The sequence below is a fragment of the Citrobacter sp. R-1.5.2 genome (assembly GCF_035064245.1).
Taxonomy (GTDB): Bacteria; Pseudomonadota; Gammaproteobacteria; order Enterobacterales; family Enterobacteriaceae; genus Citrobacter.
The window spans coordinates 20,854-41,691 of the sequence record NZ_JASEYC010000003.1; the positions used below are offsets into that span (position 1 = coordinate 20,854).

At 51.6% G+C, this 20,838-nt stretch carries 17 protein-coding genes and 2 pseudogenes; 7 read left to right on the top strand and 12 right to left on the bottom strand.

What is annotated here, in order from left to right; genetic code table 11:
• Positions 1-176: 176 nt before the first annotated feature.
• The gene (locus QMN38_RS07045) at positions 177-755 is read right to left on the bottom strand and encodes a helix-turn-helix transcriptional regulator (RefSeq protein WP_202039204.1); all 579 of its coding nucleotides are present in this window, start codon (positions 753-755) and stop codon (positions 177-179) included.
• Positions 756-1,493: 738 nt separating this feature from the next.
• Positions 1,494-2,669 carry a DnaJ family molecular chaperone gene (locus QMN38_RS07050; protein WP_271455381.1) on the bottom strand — a complete coding sequence of 392 codons (1,176 nt, stop codon included), beginning with the start codon at positions 2,667-2,669 and terminating at the stop codon, positions 1,494-1,496.
• Between the two features lie 301 nt (positions 2,670-2,970).
• Here QMN38_RS07050 and QMN38_RS07055 point away from each other — a divergent pair, with 301 nt between their 5' ends.
• From QMN38_RS07055 to pheP, 3 genes are all read left to right on the top strand, one after another.
• Positions 2,971-4,053, top strand: a complete 1,083-nt coding sequence (locus tag QMN38_RS07055) for a YncE family protein (RefSeq protein ID WP_323604753.1) — start codon at positions 2,971-2,973, stop codon at positions 4,051-4,053.
• Positions 4,054-4,112: 59 nt separating this feature from the next.
• Positions 4,113-6,311, top strand: coding sequence for a TonB-dependent receptor (locus QMN38_RS07060; RefSeq protein WP_271441912.1), 2,199 nt, complete (start codon positions 4,113-4,115; stop codon positions 6,309-6,311).
• A 126-nt stretch (positions 6,312-6,437) separates the two neighbouring features.
• Positions 6,438-7,832 carry a phenylalanine transporter gene (gene pheP / locus QMN38_RS07065; RefSeq protein WP_137384554.1) on the top strand — a complete coding sequence of 465 codons (1,395 nt, stop codon included), beginning with the start codon at positions 6,438-6,440 and terminating at the stop codon, positions 7,830-7,832.
• Between the two features lie 54 nt (positions 7,833-7,886).
• On the opposite strand, the gene QMN38_RS07070 is transcribed toward pheP, so the two are convergent.
• From QMN38_RS07070 to QMN38_RS07085, 4 genes are all read right to left on the bottom strand, one after another.
• Positions 7,887-9,131, bottom strand: coding sequence for a mechanosensitive ion channel family protein (locus tag QMN38_RS07070; protein ID WP_202039199.1), 1,245 nt, complete (start codon positions 9,129-9,131; stop codon positions 7,887-7,889).
• 64 nt (positions 9,132-9,195) lie between these two features.
• Positions 9,196-9,849 carry an oxygen-insensitive NAD(P)H nitroreductase gene (gene nfsB / locus QMN38_RS07075; protein WP_323604754.1) on the bottom strand — a complete coding sequence of 218 codons (654 nt, stop codon included), beginning with the start codon at positions 9,847-9,849 and terminating at the stop codon, positions 9,196-9,198.
• A 119-nt stretch (positions 9,850-9,968) separates the two neighbouring features.
• Positions 9,969-10,337: an MmcQ/YjbR family DNA-binding protein gene (locus tag QMN38_RS07080; RefSeq protein WP_323604755.1), complete on the bottom strand. Its 369-nt coding sequence runs from the start codon at positions 10,335-10,337 to the stop codon at positions 9,969-9,971.
• Positions 10,337-10,918 (bottom strand): TetR/AcrR family transcriptional regulator, encoded by a 582-nt coding sequence (locus QMN38_RS07085; RefSeq protein ID WP_271450152.1) that lies wholly within the window; start codon positions 10,916-10,918, stop codon positions 10,337-10,339. Before QMN38_RS07085 ends, QMN38_RS07080 begins: the two co-directional genes overlap by 1 nt.
• A 191-nt stretch (positions 10,919-11,109) precedes the next feature.
• Between QMN38_RS07085 and QMN38_RS07090 the strand changes: the two genes are divergently transcribed.
• On the top strand, positions 11,110-12,222 hold the full coding sequence (locus QMN38_RS07090; RefSeq protein WP_271455384.1) for an MBL fold metallo-hydrolase: 1,113 nt from the start codon (positions 11,110-11,112) through the stop codon (positions 12,220-12,222).
• 17 nt (positions 12,223-12,239) lie between these two features.
• Positions 12,240-12,581 carry a RamA family antibiotic efflux transcriptional regulator gene (locus QMN38_RS07095; RefSeq protein WP_005122005.1) on the top strand — a complete coding sequence of 114 codons (342 nt, stop codon included), beginning with the start codon at positions 12,240-12,242 and terminating at the stop codon, positions 12,579-12,581.
• Positions 12,582-12,603: 22 nt separating this feature from the next.
• On the opposite strand, the gene QMN38_RS07100 is transcribed toward QMN38_RS07095, so the two are convergent.
• Positions 12,604-12,852 (bottom strand): DUF1158 family protein, encoded by a 249-nt coding sequence (locus QMN38_RS07100; protein ID WP_005122002.1) that lies wholly within the window; start codon positions 12,850-12,852, stop codon positions 12,604-12,606.
• Positions 12,853-12,918: 66 nt separating this feature from the next.
• Positions 12,919-14,037, bottom strand: a complete 1,119-nt coding sequence (locus tag QMN38_RS07105; protein ID WP_323604756.1) for a YbdK family carboxylate-amine ligase — start codon at positions 14,035-14,037, stop codon at positions 12,919-12,921.
• A 144-nt stretch (positions 14,038-14,181) separates the two neighbouring features.
• On the opposite strand from QMN38_RS07105, the pseudogene QMN38_RS07110 reads away from it, so the two are divergent.
• Both QMN38_RS07110 and QMN38_RS07115 read left to right on the top strand, forming a co-directional pair.
• Positions 14,182-14,871 (top strand): annotated as a pseudogene (locus QMN38_RS07110) (GNAT family N-acetyltransferase); the annotation flags it as partial.
• Positions 14,872-15,165: 294 nt separating this feature from the next.
• Positions 15,166-15,879: pseudogene (locus QMN38_RS07115) on the top strand (alpha/beta hydrolase); the annotation flags it as partial.
• A gap of 51 nt (positions 15,880-15,930) precedes the next feature.
• On the opposite strand, the gene QMN38_RS07120 reads toward QMN38_RS07115, so the two are convergent.
• Genes QMN38_RS07120 through QMN38_RS07135 form a run of 4 tightly spaced genes read right to left on the bottom strand, consistent with a single transcriptional unit; the run spans position 15,931 to position 20,696 of the window.
• Positions 15,931-17,439, bottom strand: coding sequence for an FGGY family carbohydrate kinase (locus QMN38_RS07120; protein WP_323604757.1), 1,509 nt, complete (start codon positions 17,437-17,439; stop codon positions 15,931-15,933).
• Between the two features lie 32 nt (positions 17,440-17,471).
• On the bottom strand, positions 17,472-18,890 hold the full coding sequence (locus QMN38_RS07125) for an L-fucose/L-arabinose isomerase family protein (protein WP_323604758.1): 1,419 nt from the start codon (positions 18,888-18,890) through the stop codon (positions 17,472-17,474).
• 26 nt (positions 18,891-18,916) lie between these two features.
• Positions 18,917-19,873 carry a transketolase family protein gene (locus QMN38_RS07130; RefSeq protein ID WP_323604759.1) on the bottom strand — a complete coding sequence of 319 codons (957 nt, stop codon included), beginning with the start codon at positions 19,871-19,873 and terminating at the stop codon, positions 18,917-18,919.
• Positions 19,866-20,696, bottom strand: coding sequence for a transketolase (locus QMN38_RS07135; protein WP_032942640.1), 831 nt, complete (start codon positions 20,694-20,696; stop codon positions 19,866-19,868). The genes QMN38_RS07130 and QMN38_RS07135 overlap by 8 nt, the downstream gene beginning before the upstream one ends.
• Positions 20,697-20,838 lie beyond the last annotated feature (142 nt).

Sequence of the window (20,838 nt, forward strand, 5' to 3'; positions counted from 1 at the left end):
CCTGTTATGTATGTGTTAATACGTTGAGTTGTTGGCTATGGTTGGCACGCGGATGTGCTACCCGGTATGTCTATTTTCGAAAATAGCGATCCCTTCCGGGCCAGGCGGAATTAAAAAATGAGCCGAAAGGAAATCTGTTAATAATTAACCGTGATTACTATCCTTAAATAAGTCAGTTACGGCTGGCTATAGTGAGAAATGGTGTACTTGAGCCGGGTATTACTTTTACCCAGCTTTCTGGCAATGTTGCTTTTGTACGCCCCGATTGTTTTTTCACTTTTTTGTGATACGCCGGCGATTTGTGTCAGTGACCACCCCCGGGCTAGCATCATCATCACATTGAATTCGTTGGTCGTTATTTTTGTTTGTAGCTCTTTGATATTGCGCGTATTTTTGTTATCGGTGATACGCGTGATTGTTTGCAATAGCTGATCAAGGCTGGTGTCTTGATCGAGGAACTGCAGGGCCATTCCGCACACTGTTTGAAAAATAGAAAAAGTGGCTTCATCGGCTAACACGATGATCGTTGTGGATGGTCGTATAGCCATGTTGCGGATAATCCTGGCATATTTTAAAAAATCTGATTTGTCAGGATTAATAATGATGCAATCCGTTTCATGAGATTGCGTTTGGACGGCAGAAAGCGTCTGGGAGGAATGGTACGCGATATCAATATATAATGATGAGCCACGTAGGATTTCTCGCATGCCTAGCCAGGGGTAAATTGAGTCACCCAAAAAAATAGCTTTAGACATAACGATCTCCTTGAAATTTTGGTGCAAGCAGTCGCCTCTTTTTTTAGTTAAAAAAGAGTTTCTCGCGATGCATGAAATGTTAATTAATTCTCGTATGCCCTAAATAATTCCAGTTGCAGGAAGTCCGGGGAGTGAATTCCCAGGCACACAGATACGATGTGGCTGAGGTGAACTAACGCAGCCAACGCATAGGCAACTTGAAATATGACGGGTATATTTCGCTCTTTACTTTGAACGCATCCTTATTTATTCGGATATCAACAGATATTTTCTGTCTTTATTTAAATCATTAACTATTCTTAAAGTAGATATTACACTTTGTTAAAATTTAAGATAAATCGTTTAAATCACCTCTGCGAAGATGATTGATAGATTTCGCTTATTGATCAGCGAGGTTTTGTGTTCGCCAATTCGATAATGACAGGGGATTCCTATAGATTTAGAAGGGGGAATATTGTTAATTATTAGTAATTTCAAGCAGATATGTTATTTTCTTAACGGAGAGGGAAACAACCAGGAGAATTCTTAATCAAAGAGAGGGTCGGAAAGGAGATAAATGTTCAGAAGAAGAAAATAGTGTTTGATTTAAATTAATGGGCTGCAAATGAAAATAATTTAGATTTATATTCTTTTTGTTTATGAGTTTTAAGATGTTTAACCTGAAGTAAGCTTTTCGTGCTTAATCTAAAAATCAGTCTTGCAGCTGCTTTTTTGTCTGCTTTTTGTACGCGAATTTTCTCAGCCAGCCAATAGCTCTTGCTCCACTTGTTGTACCTGCATTTCCAGCGTATTGCGGATTTCTGTCAGTGCTCGTTGCTGATCGGAAAAGTAGGCTTCTTTGTCTGTTACTGAAGTGGCAAGGCGCCAGGCGTTTTCCGCTTCCAGATCGCTAATCTCTTTGAGCAGTGCATTAATTTGCTCCCTGAGCTGCTGAATCTTGCTGCGTAAATGCTGCAGATCGTTTAATCGGTCACTTGCCATCATCGGTTCGAGTCCGGTTTGTAACTGGGTCAGCAATGCCCTAACCGCGGCCAGATCGGCATTTTGTCGTGCCTGATTAAGCTGCACCATCATCTGATGGGCTTTCTCTTTCAGGTCATCCGCTACCACGTCCGGGTGGCAAAGACGACTGGCCTGGCGCCACAGGCGTTTTAATTCATTACGTTCATCCGTTGAAAGCCGCTGGTCGCGGGTGTAACGGTGCTGTGCATCCTGCTGTTGCTCCTGATATTCATCATATTCATGGCTGGCTTCCTCCTGTGCCTGACGGGTCGCGCTGTCGTCCTGGCGAGAAAAGTCGTTTTCCAGTTCACGAATTTCCGCCAGCAGGGCGGTGATAAGCTCAGTCTGTTGCTGAATGCGCTGGCGAGTTTCCACGGATTCGCGGGAGTCTGAACTCAGATTTACCCAGTGCTGCTTGAGTTTCGCCAGTTGATCAACGGCCTGTGAAATATAGTGCTGGCAGGACTGATAATCTTTTTCCCGACGTTTTCGTTCTGCTTCCTGCTTCCGTTGCGCGCTGGCAGCCAGCTGCTTACGCAGTTCGAGAATTCGGCTCATCAACGGTCCGAGGCGAAGATGGTACAGGTCGTTGAAATCATCGAGGATTTGAATACGCGTATTGCGCTTATCAATCAGATCACGCAGTTGGGTTTCAAGCGCTTTCAGTTCGAGCTTACTGGCGGCAATGCCGGGGTCCTGCCACGTTGATACTGCGCGCTGGGATTGTAGCCAGTGTGTAATTTCACGCAGGGCATCGCCGAAACGCCGTTCTTCAATCGCCTGCACAATGACGCCGGGAATGACTGGCAAAGGTTCATTTTTCAGATGCGCCAATTGCTGGAAAATAATCTCTTCATCTTCCAGTTCGATAGCGCTTTTGACGATCTCAAGTCGTTTAATGATCTTATTCATGACAGTCGTTGCCTGGCGTGGTTCAAAAACGAGTGACTGAACCACGGCAGGTTCACCCGTTTGAAAATGTTGGAAAAACAGTAAAGTGCATTCTGTGGCCTGCGATGCCTTTTCGTCCAGAATAATTCACTGTAATTATGAAAAAGCGGTACTACCGCGCACTTCTCCGCGTCTTTAAACCCTCGTTTCATCTTTTTTATTCACCGGCTAATTATTCTTGATCTGATAAAGATAATGCGTATAGTTCTCATTCTCTTTTTGTTATTAACAATCTGCGTGAACTCTGGTAAGGATCCCGACAATGAAAAAAACAACATCCGCTTTGGCATTGTTGGCTGCCGTTGCATTAAGCGGCTGCACAGCTAACGCCACGCCAGCCAGTAACCCGGCGGCACAGGAAAAAACAATCGCCCCGGCAGCAACGGATATTCAGCAGCGCGCACTGGCTGACGGCTTGTATGAAATGGCGCTGAGTCCAGCGGGTGATGCGCTGTACGTCGCCAGTGCGGAAGGGTTCAAAGATGTTCAGGGTGGGGTAGTTTACAAGCTGGATCCGCAAACGCTGAAGACCCTCGGTCTGAGCCACACCGATCTGAAAAACTTTGGTATGGCTATCTCGCCAGACGGTAAAACAGTGTATGTCACAAACTCCCTGGATGGAGGGTTAAGCGCGCTGAATACCGCTGACGGCAAAGTCAAAAACCGTATCCTGTTCCCGGAACGTAATCCGCAAGGATTCCCCTATGGCGCGCGCCAGGTACTGCTGCATAACGGTCTGCTCTATATTGGCGCCGTTGCCGATCCGGCGGTGATTTGGGTGGTCGATGCCGAAACACTGAAACTGAAAACCCGGATTAAAAATACCGGTAAATGGATGACCGGACTGCATTACTCAGAAATGACGCAGCGTATTTATGCGGCAAACGGCGGCGGCGAAATCCTCGTTATCAACCCGCGTACCCAGCGCGTTGAAAAACGCTGGCAGCCGCTGGGCGATAAGCCCGCATTGCTGCTGAATATGGCGGAGGACCCGCAAACCGGTCGCCTGTTTGTCACCGACAATTCCAAAGCGAAAACGACATTGGTGTTGGATATTCATACGGGCAAGCTGCTTAAACAGCTGGATATCGGGGATTCGCTGGCGGTGAAATTCAATGCAAAACGCAACGAAATCTATATTACCCAGCGTGATTCTGGAAAATTGCTTAGCCTGAATGCAACGGATTACAGCGTGAAGAAAAGCTGGGATCTCCTCCCCAATCCAAACAGCCTGTTGCTCTCTGCTGATGGCCAAACCTTGTTTGTCACAGTGAAACAGAAATTCAATAAAGACCACTCCACCTCCGCGCCAGATAACGTGGTGCGTATCGAACTGAATAAATAATAACACCATGTTGCCGGGGCGTTCTCCGGCAACGTCGTCAGACTTTTAATGGCATGGCTATGGACAACACTAAAACATACGCACACTTAATGAGAAAAACGGTGCTGGCCGCTACTATTGGCGCGCTTTCCGGTACGGTAAATGCTGCTGAGACCCCGACAGAAGCGGAAGAGACCATTGTGGTACAGGCTGCAGAGGGACGTGATTTTAAACCCGGTGGTGATACGTTACTGCCTGCTTTTCTCGACGGTCAGGTTGCCAATGGCGGTAGGCTCGGGATGCTTGGTCAGCAAAATGCCATGGATGTGCCATTTAACGTTATAAGCTACACCTCAAAACTGGTCGAAGATCAGCAAGCTAAGACCGTAGCCGATGTTGTCGCCAATGACGCGAGCGTGCAGGCGGTACAAGGCTACGGTAACTACGCAGAGACATACCGTATTCGCGGTCTGAAACTTGACGGCGATGATATGACTTTTGGTGGATTATCCGGTGTGCTGCCGCGTCAGGTGGTGGATACACAGATGATCGATCGCGTTGAAATCTTTAAAGGTGCGAATGGATTGCTCAATGGCGCGGCCGGTAGCGGCGTTGGCGGGATGATTAATCTTGAACCCAAGCATGCAGACGATACGCCGATCACACGCCTCGGTATGGATTACACCAGTGACTCACAGGTGGGAACGTCGCTCGATGCCGGACGCCGTTTTGGTGACAATAACCAGGTCGGCGCCCGTGTGAATCTGTTGCATCGTGAAGGGGAGGGGGCGGTAGACGACGATAAACGTCGTACTACGCTGGCATCGCTGGGGCTGGATTACCGTGGCGACCGTTTCCGCAGTTCATTAGACGTTGGGTATCAGAAAAAGACGTTTCACGGCGGCAACATGGGAATCAATGTCTACTATGTGCCATTTGTCCCCGATTTGCCGAAAAATACGCACAACTATAGCCAGAGATGGGGCTATAGCGATATTGAAAATGAGTTCGGAATGGCGCGCACGGAATATGATCTGACTGATAACTGGACCGCTTATGCCGGTCTGGGTGCGCAGCACGCGCATGAGATTGGCTTGTACAGTGCCCCGGAAATATACAACCAGGCCGGTGATGCGAAAGCCGGACGCCTTGATACCAATCGTATTATTGATGCGTTCAGTGGGATGGCAGGGCTGCGCGGGAATTTTGATACGGGCTTTGTTTCGCATAAGGTGAACGTAGGTTATTCCGCCGTCACTAAAGAAGACAAAATCGCCTGGCGCATGGGGTCACGTGCCGCACGTCCGGACGTCAATATCTACGATACGCAAGATGTAGCAAAACCCGCGGTGACGGCAACGGGAGGTAACTACAGCGATCCGCTAACCAGTGGACGTACGCGTAGTCAGGGGTGGTTACTCAGCGATACGTTGGGCGTACTTGATGATCAGCTTCTGTTTACTGTCGGCGCACGTCACCAAAAGGTCGTGGTACGTGATTACAACAAAGAAACTGGCGCTGAAAACGTTAAGAACAGTTTTGATGACAGCCGCTGGATGCCGACGTACGGTGTTGTATATAAGCCGTGGCAGGAACTCTCTTTTTACGCGAACCATACCGAATCACTACAGCCAGGCAGCACCGCGCCAAGTAGTGCGGTGAACTACGGTCAAAGCACCGGAATCATCCATGCAAAACAGAATGAGGTTGGGGTCAAAACAGACTTTGGGCGTGTAGGCGGTTCACTGGCGCTGTTTGAAATCAAAATGCCGGTTGCGCAGTTGGATAGCCAGACCCGGTATTACGCAATCAACGGTGAGCAGCGTAACCGTGGCGTGGAGCTGAATGTTTTTGGTGAGCCGGTGTTAGGATTGCGGCTGAACGCCAGTGCAACGTGGCTGGATGCGACGCTCAGTAAAAATCAAAACGGCGTCAACGACGGTAACACGGCAATCGGCGTACCGGACTTCTATGCGGTGCTGGGGGCTGAATATGATATTAAACCGGTTGAAGGACTCACCGCGACGGCACGGTTGAACCATTCTGGCGCTCAGTATGCCAATGCGGCAAATACCAAGAAACTCGACAGTTTTACCACACTGGATTTAGGTGTGCGTTACCGTATGTCACTCAATCAAAACCAGAACCAGATGATTTTGCGTGCAGGGGTCGATAACGTCACCAACGAGAATTACTGGTCAGGTATTGATGATACCGGGACTTATCTGTTCCAGGGTGAGCCACGCACGCTGAAGGTTTCCGTCAGTTACGACTTCTGATTTTTTTTCCTGGGCCTCGGTGCGTTGGGCAAGGATGCCCGGCGTATCCAAACGATTGCGCCTTGCGACAACCAGGTTGAAATGTTAAAAGAAGCCCCTTCAATAAAAACCACACAGGGGTAGGGCGTGAAAAACGCGTCAACTGCATCTGACACCAGCGTGTCCGATGCCGCGTCGACGAATGAACCGACGCTTCAGCGGGGGTTGCAAAACCGCCATATTCAGTTAATTGCGCTGGGCGGCGCAATTGGTACAGGCTTGTTTCTGGGAATCGGCCCGGCTATTCAGATGGCGGGACCTGCTGTATTACTCGGTTACGGTGTTGCCGGGATCATCGCGTTTCTGATTATGCGCCAGTTGGGCGAAATGGTGGTTGAAGAACCCGTTTCAGGATCGTTTGCCCACTTTGCCTATAAATACTGGGGGCCGTTCGCCGGTTTCTTGTCTGGTTGGAACTACTGGGTGATGTTTGTGCTGGTTGGCATGGCAGAACTCACCGCTGCCGGAATTTATATGCAGTACTGGCTGCCTGATGTCCCAACCTGGATTTGGGCCGCGGCTTTCTTCGTGATTATCAATGCGGTCAACCTGGTCAACGTGCGTCTGTATGGCGAAACGGAATTTTGGTTTGCGCTGATCAAAGTCCTGGCGATTATCGGCATGATTGGCTTTGGTATCTGGATGCTGTTTTCCGGCAACGGTGGCGAACATGCAAGCATCGATAACCTGTGGCGTTATAACGGCTTTTTCGCGACTGGCTGGAACGGACTGATCCTGTCGTTGGCGGTAATTATGTTCTCGTTTGGTGGTCTGGAACTGATCGGGATTACCGCTGCCGAAGCGCAGGACCCGCAAAAAAGCATTCCGAAAGCGGTAAACCAGGTGGTGTATCGTATTTTGCTGTTTTACATCGGCTCACTGGTGGTGCTGTTGGCGCTGTATCCGTGGGTGGAAGTAAAATCGAATAGCAGCCCGTTCGTGATGATTTTCCATAATCTTGACAGTAACGTGGTGGCATCTGCGCTGAATTTTGTCATTCTGGTGGCTTCGCTGTCGGTCTACAACAGCGGTGTTTATTCGAACAGCCGTATGCTGTTTGGCTTGTCGGTACAGGGAAATGCACCGAAATTCTTAACCCGGGTCAGCCGTCGTGGCGTACCGGTGAATTCATTGATTCTGTCCGGCGCGATTACGTCGCTGGTGGTGCTGATCAACTATGTGTTGCCGCAAAAAGCCTTCAGCCTGTTGATGGCGCTGGTGGTTGCGACGCTGCTATTGAACTGGATTATGATCTGTCTGGCGCACCTGCGTTTCCGGGCAGCAATGCGTCGTAAAGGGCGTGATACTCAGTTTAAAGCGTTGCTGTATCCGGCGGGTAACTACGTGTGTATCGCCTTCCTCGGCATGATTCTGGTGCTGATGTGCACTATGGATGATATGCGCCTGTCCGCTATCCTGCTGCCGGTGTGGATCCTGTTCCTGTTCGTGGCATTCAAACTGCTGCGTCGCAAGTCTCGCTAATATCTAACCGATCTCATCCTGGTGATGAGATCGGTTCTTTCTTCATGCTACCGATTAACGCTGAAAGACACCTGCCAGTGCACGAATATCATTTCCGGTAGGGGATTGATGAATGCGTAAGCCAAACTCTTCGACGACGGCAAAAATATGGTCGAAGATATCAGCCTGAATACTTTCATATTCCAGCCATACCACCGTATTGGTAAACGCATAAATTTCAATCGGTAAACCGTGGTCATCGGGTGCAAGCTGGCGCACCATTAATGTCATATCTTTGCGAATGCGCGGGTGGTGGCGTAAATATTCGTTCAGATAAGCGCGGAAGGTGCCGATATTGGTCATCTGGCGATGATTCAATACGGACTCAGGCGCATCTAATTGCTGGTTCCACTCGCTGATTTCCTGGTGACGCGTGGTTAAATAGGGTTTCAGCAGATGCGCTTTATGCAATCGCTGGCGTTCATCTTCATCGAGAAAATGAATGCTGGTGGCATCGATGCTGATGCTACGTTTAATGCGTCGACCACCGGAAGCCGACATCCCGCTCCAGTTTTTAAACGAGTCTGATACCAGCGACCAGGTGGGGATAGTGGTGATGGTGTTATCCCAGTTGCGTACTTTTACCGTGGTTAAGCCAATATCAATAACCGCGCCATCGGCACCGTATTTCGGCATTTCCAGCCAGTCGCCCAGCTTGAGCATATCGTTGGCTGAAAGCTGAATACCGGCGACCAGTCCGAGGATCGGATCTTTAAATACCAACATTAAGACGGCGGCCATCGCACCCAGACCGCTGATCAGTATCGCCGGGGACTGGCCAATCAGCAGGGAAATCATCAATATTCCGACGATAATTGCGCCAATTAGCTTGATGCCCTGAAATATTCCTTTCAACGGCAGTTGTGATGCGGCAGGGAGTTTTTGCGACAGATTGAGAATCACGTCCAGCAGGGAGAATAAAGACAGCAGGGCGTACATCATGATCCACAACTGCGCGCAGGTCACTAATATTTCTGCGGCTTCACTGCCTTTCTGTAGCCAGAGTGCGGCCTGTATATTGACAATGATACCCTGCAGGGTGAATGCCAGTCGGTGAAATAATTTGTTCTGCGTGATGATTTGTAGCCACAGGCGGGAGCTGGCGTTGGCGCGCTTTTCAAATGCGCGTAATACCACCCAGTGCAAAATAACGTGAACAATAATGGCGGTGATAAAAATAATGCCAAAAATCATCACCAGCGAGGTGGTGTGATTTATTTCAATGCCGAGTTCTTCAACCTGAGATATCAATTCCTGCATAATGTCTCCTTAATAAACAGCGGTCTATGATGACCGCTGTGTGGAGCTTATGCAAATGTGGGGATCAGACTTCTGTCAGCGTCGTTTCTTGCGGCAGACGTGATTTTGGCAGGGCAGCGTTGAAGTCTTCTACGCTGTGATGGCCCACTGGGACCACAACAACGCTGGTGTAACCTTTTTCTTTCAGGCCAAATTCTGCATCCATGATGTCCGCATCAAAGCCTTCAATCGGTACAGCATCCAGACCCATCGCCGCCACACCCAGCAGGAAGTTACCGACGTTCAGGTACACCTGTTTCGCCATCCAGTGGTTGTCGTCTTTCAGTTCCTTGCGGTGCAGGTCGGCAAAGAATGTACGACCTTTGTGGTTTGCCGCTTTGGCTTCTGGGGTAGCAAAGCGTCCATCGCGCTCTTCTTGATCCACCACGCGTTCCAGCCACGCATCGTCCATCGCCGTTTTGGCGCAGAACACCACGACGTGGGAAGCATCCAGCATTTTACGTTCGTTGAACACAAAGCCGCCGGCTGCGGATTTAGCCACCCGTGCTTTTCCTTCGTCAGTGCTGGCAACGATAAAGTGCCACGGCTGAGAGTTGGTACTGGACGGACTAAACTGCAGCAGTGTTTTTAATTTTTCTGCTTGCTCAGCGGTCAGTTTTTTATTCGGATCAAATGCCTTAGTGGAGTAACGTTTTAAGGCGACAGAAATAATATCCATAACTACTCCTGGTGGTTTTTCGTACCCTGCGGGTGCGTTTTGTTTCAGCAGGGTACAGGGTTAGCGGGAAAATGATAAGACCGAAAAATGCAAAAACACTTATCGACGCTAACGATAAATCAGCCAGGCCGCAGGCGTTTTTGATCCCGCTTAGGCAGGCCGTCTACCACCCGATGCCATGAGTCGTTCACCAGGTCGGTCAGTAATGACTCGCTAATATCATCGCCGGGGTAGACGGATATCCAGTGCTTTTTATTCATGTGATAGCCCGGTTCGATACTGCGGTAAATCTGCTGATTCAGCAGTGATTTTTGTGGGTCTGACTTCAAATTCACCAACGGACGACCGCGCTGCTCTGAGACAAGCATAAAAATCTTACCGCCAACTTTGAAGACATCGTATTCCGGGCCGAACGGCCAGCATTGCTCGGTAAAAGGGAGTTCGAGTGCGATACGTTTAGCACAAGCATGCAGCGTTTGGCCGTCCATTATTTTTCCTCGCGGGTCAGTGCGCGCCACATGGCCTCAAACCCCATCGAAATATATTCATTCGCGCGGGCAGGATCGCGGGCGGCGAATTCCATGGTTGTCTCTGCAAGTGAAAGAAAAAGCCCATCACCGAAGGCACGATATTCGTCAGACATAAATTCAGGGCGAACGGAACGATGACATAAATCGCGCAGTTCCGGGAACATATCGTCAGCCTGCTGTTCGGTTTCTTTGCTGATTTTCTCGCTGACGGCCAGTTGGCGGATAGTGCGATGTCCACAAGTATGGTTCAGACCCCAACTGATGTAGCTGTTCCAGATGTAGTGAGTCATGGTTTTGGCATCGGTTACTGAGCGATCCAGATTTGCCATCATCGACTGGCAGAGATCTTGCTTTAAATGGAGGTAAAGCTCGTTGATCAGATCATCTTTTGTTGCGAAATAGCGAAACAACGTTCCCTCTGCGACACCTGCATTTCGGGCAATAACGGCGGTAGAGGCCGCAATACCTGATTGTGCAAATGCTGTGGTTGCAGCTTCCAGTAATGCCTGTTTTTTGTCTTCACTCTTCGGACGAGCCACTACACTTTACCCCTAAGTCTGTAAAAAAATAGGATTGAATCACGGCCTTTGCAGCACCGCAACGGCGAATGTCAAAGATTGAAAATCATCTTGACGACAAACTTTCGATTTCTATAATGAGTGCTTACTCACTCATAATCAAGAGTCAGTCGCGCAACCCAGCGGAAAGGGAGCGCGTTTAAGGTCAGGATATGAAGCGTCTCACAGTTTGTGTGGTTGTTATTATGCTCATTGCCGCAGCAGCAAGTTTACCGTTTGTATTCAATGCCGGATTTGGTCAGGCGCCGCAAGGAGCACAACTGAGTCAGGTTGAACAGTCGCCACACTATCGTGATGGACAGTTTCATAATCAGGTGCCGACCCCGGGCTATACCGGCAACAAAGGTATGTTGGCGGCCTGGTGGGAGTTTCTGGTCGCGAAGCGAGAAAACGCGCGACCCGCGCAGCCGTTACCACTGGTTGCGACCGATCTTGCCAGTTTATCGCCACAGCAGGATACCCTTGTCTGGCTGGGGCATTCCTCGTGGTATTTACAGTTGGCAGGCCAGCGTATTCTTATTGATCCGGTGTTGAGCAATTATGCCGCACCGTTTTCATTCCTGAATAAAGCTTTTGCCGGTGAGTATCCGTGGACCGCGCAGACGATGCCGGAGATCGATCTTCTTATTATCTCGCATGATCACTACGACCATCTGGATCTCGCCACCATCAAGGCCCTGATGCCGAAGATTAAGCGCGTGATTACGCCACTTGGCGTGGGATCGCACCTGCGTTACTGGGGAATGAACAGCGAGATCATTGAGGAACGCGACTGGAATCAATCCGTCAAAGTGACGGATTCACTGATCGTCCATGTCCTGCCTGCCCGCCATTTTTCTGGCCGGGGGATTAAACGTAACCAAACGCTGTGGGCCAGTTTCATGTTTGAAACGCCGGAACAGAATGTTTACTACAGCGGCGACTCTGGCTACGGGCCGCATTTTAAAGCGATTGGCGAGCAGTTTGGCAAGGTCGATTTGGCAATCATGGAAAATGGCCAGTATGACCAGGACTGGAAGTTCATTCATATGATGCCGGAAGAGACCGCCCAGGCCGCAGCCGATCTCCACGCGAAAGCGGTATTACCCGGACATGCGGGTCGCTTCGTTCTGGCAAAACACACCTGGGATGATCCTTACAAAAGACTGGCACTTGCCAGTCGCCGCCAACATTACCGATTGCTGACGCCAATGCTGGGTGAGCCGGTAGCACTGTCCGAACCGGACCAACAGTTTACGGCCTGGTGGCAGCAGGCAACGCAATGAACAGAGGGGAGAGCATGATGACGATTTCTGCTCAGGTAATTGATACGATTGTTGAATGGATTGATGATAATTTGAATCAACCTTTGCGCATTGATGATATTGCGCGCCATGCGGGGTATTCAAAATGGCATCTGCAACGCCTTTTTCTGCAGTACAAAGGCGAGAGCCTCGGGCGTTATATCCGTGAACGTAAGCTATTATTAGCGGCACGCGATCTGCGCGATACCGACCAAAAAGTTTACGATATCTGCCTGAAGTATGGTTTCGATTCGCAGCAGACTTTCACGCGTATTTTTACCCGTACGTTTAGCCAGCCGCCTGGGGCGTATCGTAAAGAAAATCACAGCCGCACACATTAACGGTATACGGGTTCTCGCGGGTCTATTCTGCCAGCGAGAACCAACGCCGCCAGATGAAGCGTAGTACAAAATACTCAATCACCCCGAGAAGCAAGAACCACAAACAAAACAACAAAGTATAAAACTGGTTAAGATCCATTAAATGGAAGGTTGTGACTAACTTTTGCGCCAACACCAGGCCAAGCGAAGGGGCGGGCAGCAGCAGACAGGAAAGCAGAGCCAGCAGCAGTATCCCGGCGGCGGTCATCAGTGATTCAAGCGGGTGTTTCATGACATTGTTAAACTTGAGTTAAAAAGCCATTGTCGGGGATATCGTTGGTTAACGCAAACGTCGCGCTTAATGTCCCGCCCAGATCTCACAGTGTTTTTTCACCAGTCCACTCAGCGAGCCACCGTTTGCCACAAAATCACGCATGTGCCGGACCTCATTGTGCCCCTTTCTTACCTGCTGATGTAAGGTGTTTATGGCACTGACAGCTCCCACTTTTTCCGCCGACGCTGCGACAGTGTCCAGTAAGCGTAGCGTGTCATCCGCCAGGCGATGGTGATCCCCGGTATTCACGTCGGTAAGTCTTCCTTCCATACCAAAACGACAGGCCTGAAAACGGTTGAACGTGTACAACAGATAATCATTTTCCTGATGCCTGAATGGCCGTTCGGTGAGTAACCAGTGGGCGGTAGCCTGAATAAGCCCAGCTATGTTAAGTGCGTGCTCAAGGGTCAGCGGGGTGTCCATCACCCGCACCTCTACCGTGCCAAAATGTGGACTGGGGCGAATATCCCAGTGCAAATCTTTAATGCTGTCAATCATGCTGGTGTACGCCAGTCGGCGAAAGAGCCCGGTAAATTCCTGCCAGTTGCTCACCCACGGCATCGGGCCATTATCAGGAAATCCGGAGAAAATGTTCAGCCGTGCACAGGCAAATCGTGTATCGGCGGCCTGCATATAGGGTGAGGCTGCAGAGAGCGCAATAAAGTGGGGGACAAATCGCGACAGGCCGTGCAGCAGGTAAATTGCATCGTCACCGTTGGCGCAGCCGATATGAACATGCTGACCGAAAACCGTTGCCTGTTGAATAAGGTAGCCGAAGTTCTCCAGGTTCCGCCGATAGCGTTCGTCATCACACACTTCCTGACGCTGCCATGTTTGAAACGGGTGCGTACCACCGCCGCAGATTTCGAGGTGGAGCGTTTGGGCTGCGTGCAAAACAAGGTGCTGCATGGTGGAAAACTGCGCGGCCGCCTGGTCAACATCGCGACACACCCCGGTCGCCATTTCCAGCATACTTTCGGTGATATCGTGCTTCACCTCGCCGACAGTGAGTTCTGACTTCACGGCGTCAATCAACCTGGACGCGTCCTGGCTCAGATCGTAGCCCGGAGGATTGATTACCTGCATTTCCAGTTCAATGCCTAACGTAAAGGGGTCAGAAACATGAAAATCGGGTAGTGACATCGTGTTCTCCTGAGCGTTGATTTCTAATCAGTATAGAAGGGGCGGCGATTTTCTGTTCTGCGTGAAAAATCCCTGACCAGTGCTTTGAAGGTGAAATGGCGGGTGCTATAACGTGGTTTTTGCTTGCATAACAGGGGTTGAACAGTGCCAGAGATAAATCTGTATGGGCAGACGGTGGGTGATGCCCTGCCGGACTGGAATGGCGCAACCGCGCTGCCACGGAGTGTGCTTATTGGACAATATTGCCGTCTGGAGCCCCTGGACGCTGACCGCCATGCCGCCGATTTGTTTGACGCCTACGCGCAGGCACCTGACGAACGTGACTGGACCTGGCTTGCCAGCACGCGTCCTGCGAGCGTAGAAGAGGCCGCGCGCTGGGTCACGGGCAAATCAACGGATGCCTCTTTGGTTCCCTATGCGGTGATTGATTTACAATCCGGGCGCGCCGTGGGGTTAGTCTCATTTATGGCGATCGACCTTGTAAATGGCTCGGTCGAGATAGGCCATGTGACCTGGTCGCCACGAATGAAGAATACGGTACTGGGTACAGAAACCGTCTGGCTGTTGCTGCGCCAGGCGTTTGCGCTGGGCTATCGCCGCGTGGAGTGGAAATGCGATTCCCTGAACGTCGCATCCCGCCGTGCGGCGGAGCGTTTAGGGTTTATCCATGAAGGGCGCTTTCGCCAGAAAATGGTGCGTAAGGGGCGCAACCGCGACAGCGACTGGCTATCAATGATTGACGATGAGTGGCCACAGCGTGACGCTGTTTTGCAGCGTTGGCTGGCTGTCGACAACTTTGATGAAAACGGACGGCAACGCCAGTCGATGGCAGAGTGCTTTTCCTGTGAGACAGCCAACGCTGAGACTGTGCAGATGCAACAGCAAGGTTATCAACAGCGCTGGCAACAGGAACACGGCTCGCTGACGCAAACACCGCCCGCGCTTCTGGCTGATTTACTCGCAGCACAACCTCGCAATCCCAACCTTTGCTACGACACGCTCAGCTCAAGAGCAGGGTTAGCAGCACTGACAAAAGCAAATGTGTCCACCTCAGAACCGATGGCGGCGATTATCAATACTGAAGTGGATACCGGAGAGCGTCGCATCCCGGTACGGATTTATCGCCCGGCACTGACCGGAGAGCCGAAGGTGGTGGTGTTTATCCATGGCGGTGGGCATCTGAGCGGTTCGGTGGACGTGTATGATCCGGTTACCCGTCATCTGGCGATGGCGACAGGGAATATCGTTGTGTCGGTTGATTATCGACGTGCGCCAGAAAACCCGTATCCGGCTGGTCTTTCCGATGCAAAAGCCGTAATAGAAAACGTCTGGTCGCTGCTCGAAAGTCAGCATATTCCTTACAGCCGCCAGCTCACGCTTATCGGCGACAGCGGTGGCGGCGCATTTAGCGCGACGCTGGCGGCCTACTTTTCCCGCGAGCAGCCAGGATTTATTCATCGCCTGGTGCTGATTTATCCGAGCCTGGACTACACGCTGAACTGGCCGTCGGTGCAGGAGAACGGCGCAGAAAAGCTACTGGATGAAAGCAAAATACGCTGGTATTTTCAGCAATATTTCCGCAATGGAGAAGATCGTAAACAGACGTCTCCGCTTTACCTGCCGTTGAGCCAGGATTTTCCACCCACTCTGGTAGCCAGTGGTGGGTTGGATCCTTTACGGGATGAGAATTTTGCTTTTGTCGCCAGACTGCAAGCTGAGAGGATACCCGTACAGCATGTTCACTTTCCTGGGATGACGCATGCTTATCTGATGCTGGAGGACAAAGTTCTGCAGGAAGCAAAAGCCACCTATCTGGCGATTGGTGACTTTGTTCGCGATTAGCGCCCACACTCAGTCGTGACTGCGGGCGAATTTATCATGATTGCTGACTCGCTAAGGTGTTTGCCAGCGCGTACGCTCAACGGCGCTTTGCCACTCGTGCCAGCGTTTTTGCAATCGACCGTGACGCTCTGCGTTTGGCTGAAATGATATGTGGTCGGGCAAAAAATGGCGTAGCTGAGCGGTTTCTGTACCGAGCAGCGCCTTGCGTGCCAGCAGTCCGGCGCCAATGGCTGAAAGCTCGGGAATGTCGCTGCGCATCACCGGGCAACCCAGCAGATCGGACTGGTACTGCATCAGCCAATCATTTTTTGTCGGCCCGCCATCAACCATCAGCGCGCTGAGGTTGAAACCGCTGTGCTGGTGCATCGCTTGTACGACATCGGCAATTTGATAGGTAATAGACTCCAGCGCGGCGCGCACCAGATGCGCGCGTTTCACGCCGCGGCTGAGGCCATGAATTAACCCCCGGGCGCTTTCATCCCACCAGGGCGCGCCCAGCCCGGTAAGTGCCGGAACAAAATAGACGCCCAGCGTCGAATCGACCGTGGCGGGCAGAGTATTGAGCTCATGTAACAGTTGCTCCTCCGGCAGTTCGCTTAAGCCGGTACTGTCGGCCATCCAGGCCACAGCATCGCCGGTATGGGGAATATTGCCTTCCAGACCATAGACCCGGATATCGCCATCATGCCAGGCAATAGTTGTTGCCAGCGCATTCACCGCAGACTGCGTTGAAGATACCGGAGCCATCACCGATGAGCCGGTGCCATAGGTCGCTTTAACACAACCTTCAGCACCTAGCCCGTGGGCAAAGAGCGCGGCATGAGAATCGCCAATCATCGCCAGAATGGGGATCCCATCGGGGATGGTCGCCAGAGCTTTCGTCACGCCAAAATGATGACTGGAAGGGCAAACTTCTGGCAGCGCCTGTTGCGGGATACCAAACAGCGCCAGCATCTCGCTATCCCATTGGCCGCTATGTAGATTGAGCAACTGCGTGCGCGAAGCGTTGGAGGCGTCACAACGAAACGCCGCACCTCCGGTAAGATTCCACAGTAACCAGCTATCGATAGTGCCGAGGCAAATTTCGCCTTGCTGCGCGAGCGCCATGCCGTTGGGGACGGACTCCAGAAGCCAGCGCATTTTAGAGGCGGAAAAGAGCGGGGCGACGGGCAATCCGGTGGTGGATTTTATTTTCGCCTCATGACCTTGCTCGCGCAACGCCCGGCAAAAGTCAGCCGTGCGCGAGCATTGCCAGGTAATGGCGGGGCCGATCGGACGCCCGCTTGCGCGATACCAGCCGATTGCCGTTTCTCGCTGATTACTGATCGCCAGCGCCGCCACCCGCTGCGTACCTACGGCGGCAACTGCTTGCGCCATTACAGCCAGAGAGGCCTCCAGCAGCGCGTCGCCGGACTGTTCAACCCAGCCTTCGCGAGGCGTGTGGATCGCCAGCGCGCGGGAGAACTTCGCGACCACATTTCCCCGACCGTCCAGCGCAACGGCTTTGGCATTGGTGGTGCCTTCATCAAGCGCAATAATAATGTCTTTCGTTGCTGACATCGTTTTCTCCAGCCTCTCTGTTTCCCTGAGTATTAGCGATGGAACAACGTATCCACCCCGAGATAGCGGGTGAAGGCTTCATGCAGCACCTCGGCGCTGGCGGAATGGTTCATTGCCACGTGATGCTCAAAACCGTTACGACAGATCCACGCCAGTAAATTCTCCAGATGCGGCACCTGGATTACTGCACGACAGCCAACCGTATCCAGCGGGTCGTCTACCGATTGGCCTTCACCGACGTACGCTTTGATTTCACCGGTTAAATCGTCGGTGCTCAGGCGGAAATAGGTCAGCGTGCCGCTTTTCATGCGTCCATGTACTGCACCGCAGGTGTTCTCTTTCCCAACGGTGGTACCGATGATATCCGCTGTGCCCATTTTGGGGTTTTCCAGACTGGCTGATGCAAAGTTACCGCAGTGAAAAAGCACACATTTATCACGCTCGTCGCCGAAATTGTTATTCCAGTCGGCAATAGAAGCCGGGCTTAAGTTGCTGCTGGCGAGGGTGTACATTGACAGCGCGCCCATCACATCCACTTCGCAGGCGCTGGGCATTAACTGCCCGGACATCACGCTCATAATTGAGCATACGTTGATACCTAAATTTTCCTGCAGCGAAGTCCAGCACTGGATCGCTGTGGTATCTATATCGTTAGCGATGACCCATTCGCTGATGACGACAAACAGTTTTGCCATTGTGACGAGTTTGTCGGCGGGAATGGCGCTGGCATCGGCGTTATCCAGCAGCAGACGACGTTTTTCATCCACGCGGATATCGTCATCGCGCAGACATTTGATGCGGGTAAAGACTTCAGACAGATCCAGTGTTTCAACGGCGATACCCAGTCTTTCGAGTAGTTTTTCGCTGTAGCGAACGGTATTGAATCCAGCCGGACGAGCACCGATAGCGCCGACGCGTACGCCACGCATGCTGCTGACAACACGGCAAATCTGTTCGAAACGTTTCAGATCCTGAGCAAAAACCTCACCGGCCAGATCGCAGACATGCTGGGTGGTGAGTGTAAATGGAATGCCGTACTGACGCAGGTTATTGCACAGGGAGATTTTTCCGCAGAAGCTGTCACGGCGAGTGGCAAGCCCCATTTTATCAAGGTTATCTTCCTGCGCCTGAACCAGTACCGGGACATTCAGGCCAGACAGGCGCAGCGTTTCGGCTATTGCTTTTTCATCGCCAAAGTTCGGCAACAGCACTACCACGCCGTGAATGTCGTCGCGGTGAGCGCGGAAAAGTTCGGCGCACACTTTCGCATCCTGGCGGGTTTCTACCCCGCCGAGTTCCGTTTGCGTATCGTCGAGCATAATGGTTTTAATGCCCAGTCGCGCAAAGAGCGCGCTGGCTTGTTCGCGGGCTTCAGCAACCAGATAGCTTGGGAAAAATCCCCGATTGCCAATAATCACCGCCATGGTCAGCTGTTGAGGAATTCGTGACATCGCTTTCTCCAATAAGTGTTCTGTTGTTATTGTTTTATCGTGTGGCGCTGCAACAGCGCGGCGGCGTTTTTCACGACGCCAGCGGCGTCAATTTCGTGGCGGGCACGCGTTGCCGCCCGGTCGGCCGCAATGGCATATTGACCATCGCCAATGCCGAGTCGGCGCAGCGGAATGGCACAGCCAGCTTCTGCCAGTACTTCCGCCACCAGGCTTCCCACGCCACCATTAATGTTATGCTCTTCCACACTGACCACGGCCTTGCAGTGGGCGATTGCTGCCAAAAGCTGTTGGGTATTGCAGGGACGAATTGACGGTACACTGATTACGCTAGCATCAATACCTGCCTGTTCCAGCACTGTGGCAGCCTCGACAATTTCATGGACGGTTGAGCCCATCGCGACCAGCGCGACATCTTTTCCTTTCCGCAGAATATCGATATTACCCGGGGTGAACTGGTAATTTTCGTCGTGCAGTTCCGGTAAGGCTTTTCCGTCGAGGCGAACATAAACCGGGCCGACGTGGCTTAAGGCATAGTCGATAATCTGCCGGCATTCCACTGGGCAGGACGGGGCGTAAATTTCAATATTGCCAAAACCGCGCAAAACGGAAATGTCATCAATACTGTGATGCGTGCTGGCAAGGGGGCCGTAGCTGGCGCCCGCGTTCAGGCCGATCAGCTTCACGTTGGTATTGTTGTAGCAAATGTCGACTTTGATTTGCTCATTGGCCCGCGAAATAAGGAACGGAGCGGCATTACAGGTGACGGCGATTTTGCCCCCCAGCGCCAGGCCGGCGGCGGCGCCAACCAGCGTCTGTTCGGCGATACCCACGTTGACCAGACGACCGGGAAATTCCTTCATAAACGGGGCGATTTTCGCCGTAGACGTGGAGTCAGCAACGACGGGTACAACGTCCATTCCGCGCTCGACTGCGGCAATTAAGGTATTCACCATCACGGTGGCGAGGTGTTCACTATTACGCATCTTTCAGTTCCTCCAGCGCCAGTTCAACTTCTTCCCCTTTTGGCACGCGGTGGTGCCATTCCGGGCGGCCTTGAATAAAGGAGATCCCGGCCCCTTTGGTGGTGTGGGCAATGACGACGTGCGGTTTACCTTCCGGGGTTAACCCTTCCAGCGTGCGCACCACATCACTCATATCATTACCGCGGCACTCTGTGACCTGCATACCGAAGGCACGCCATTTCTCATCCAGTGGATCTGTGTTCATGATCTCTTTGGTTGCGCCGGCAAGTTGGAGGTTATTTTTGTCGTTGATGATAATCAGGTTATCCAGCTTGTAGTGGGCGGCGACCAGTGCGGCTTCCCAGTTGCTTCCTTCTGCCAGTTCACCATCACCGGTAACGACAAACACCCGGCGCTTGCTGTTGTTACGTTTAGCTGCCAGCGCAATGCCCACGGCGACCGGCAGACCGTGACCGAGCGCTCCGGTATTCAGTTCGATCCCTGGCGTTTTGTGTTTCACCGGATGGCCCGGCAGGTGTGAATCGGCGTGCTGATAGGTCGCCAGCCAGTCCACGGGAATAAAACCAGCCTCAGCCAGCACGCAGTAGTAACCGCCCACTGCATGACCTTTCGACTGGATGTAGATGTCGCGCTCATCGCTTGCTATAAGCTCTGGTGAGCAATTCAGGATACGAAAATAGAGTGCTGTCAGCAGTTCGACCTGCGACAGGTCAGCGCCGGTATGTCCCCCCGCGGGGCTTTCTGCATTCAACACGATAATGCGACGACGTACCGCACGTGCTTTCTTGACTAGCTCTGGTATTGAGAGCGAAAACGGATTCATAAGACACCTCTTGAATGTTTAATCCTTAGTGAATAAATATTCCATGTGGGTGCAGTAGTGCAACTGTCTCGCTATCCACTGCGTAATATGCAGCTAAAACAGTTGGTCGTTATCGGTTAGAATAAATATTCACTACTGATTT

Bases quoted from the DNA above. Each gene is read 5' to 3' on its own strand.
- QMN38_RS07100 (WP_005122002.1), bottom strand. From the start codon at position 12,852: ATGAAACACCCGCTTGAATCACTGATGACCGCCGCCGGGATACTGCTG.
- QMN38_RS07095 (WP_005122005.1), top strand. From the start codon at position 12,240: ATGACGATTTCTGCTCAGGTAATTGATACGATTGTTGAATGGATTGAT.
- QMN38_RS07120 (WP_323604757.1), bottom strand. From the start codon at position 17,439: ATGTCAGCAACGAAAGACATTATTATTGCGCTTGATGAAGGCACCACC.
- QMN38_RS07045 (WP_202039204.1), bottom strand. From the start codon at position 755: ATGTCTAAAGCTATTTTTTTGGGTGACTCAATTTACCCCTGGCTAGGC.
- QMN38_RS07070 (WP_202039199.1), bottom strand. From the start codon at position 9,131: ATGCAGGAATTGATATCTCAGGTTGAAGAACTCGGCATTGAAATAAAT.
- QMN38_RS07060 (WP_271441912.1), top strand. From the start codon at position 4,113: ATGGACAACACTAAAACATACGCACACTTAATGAGAAAAACGGTGCTG.
- QMN38_RS07105 (WP_323604756.1), bottom strand. From the start codon at position 14,037: ATGTCACTACCCGATTTTCATGTTTCTGACCCCTTTACGTTAGGCATT.
- nfsB (WP_323604754.1), bottom strand. From the start codon at position 9,849: ATGGATATTATTTCTGTCGCCTTAAAACGTTACTCCACTAAGGCATTT.
- QMN38_RS07055 (WP_323604753.1), top strand. From the start codon at position 2,971: ATGAAAAAAACAACATCCGCTTTGGCATTGTTGGCTGCCGTTGCATTA.
- QMN38_RS07080 (WP_323604755.1), bottom strand. From the start codon at position 10,337: ATGGACGGCCAAACGCTGCATGCTTGTGCTAAACGTATCGCACTCGAA.
- QMN38_RS07050 (WP_271455381.1), bottom strand. From the start codon at position 2,669: ATGAATAAGATCATTAAACGACTTGAGATCGTCAAAAGCGCTATCGAA.
- QMN38_RS07090 (WP_271455384.1), top strand. From the start codon at position 11,110: ATGAAGCGTCTCACAGTTTGTGTGGTTGTTATTATGCTCATTGCCGCA.
- QMN38_RS07135 (WP_032942640.1), bottom strand. From the start codon at position 20,696: ATGAATCCGTTTTCGCTCTCAATACCAGAGCTAGTCAAGAAAGCACGT.
- QMN38_RS07125 (WP_323604758.1), bottom strand. From the start codon at position 18,890: ATGTCACGAATTCCTCAACAGCTGACCATGGCGGTGATTATTGGCAAT.
- QMN38_RS07130 (WP_323604759.1), bottom strand. From the start codon at position 19,873: ATGCGTAATAGTGAACACCTCGCCACCGTGATGGTGAATACCTTAATT.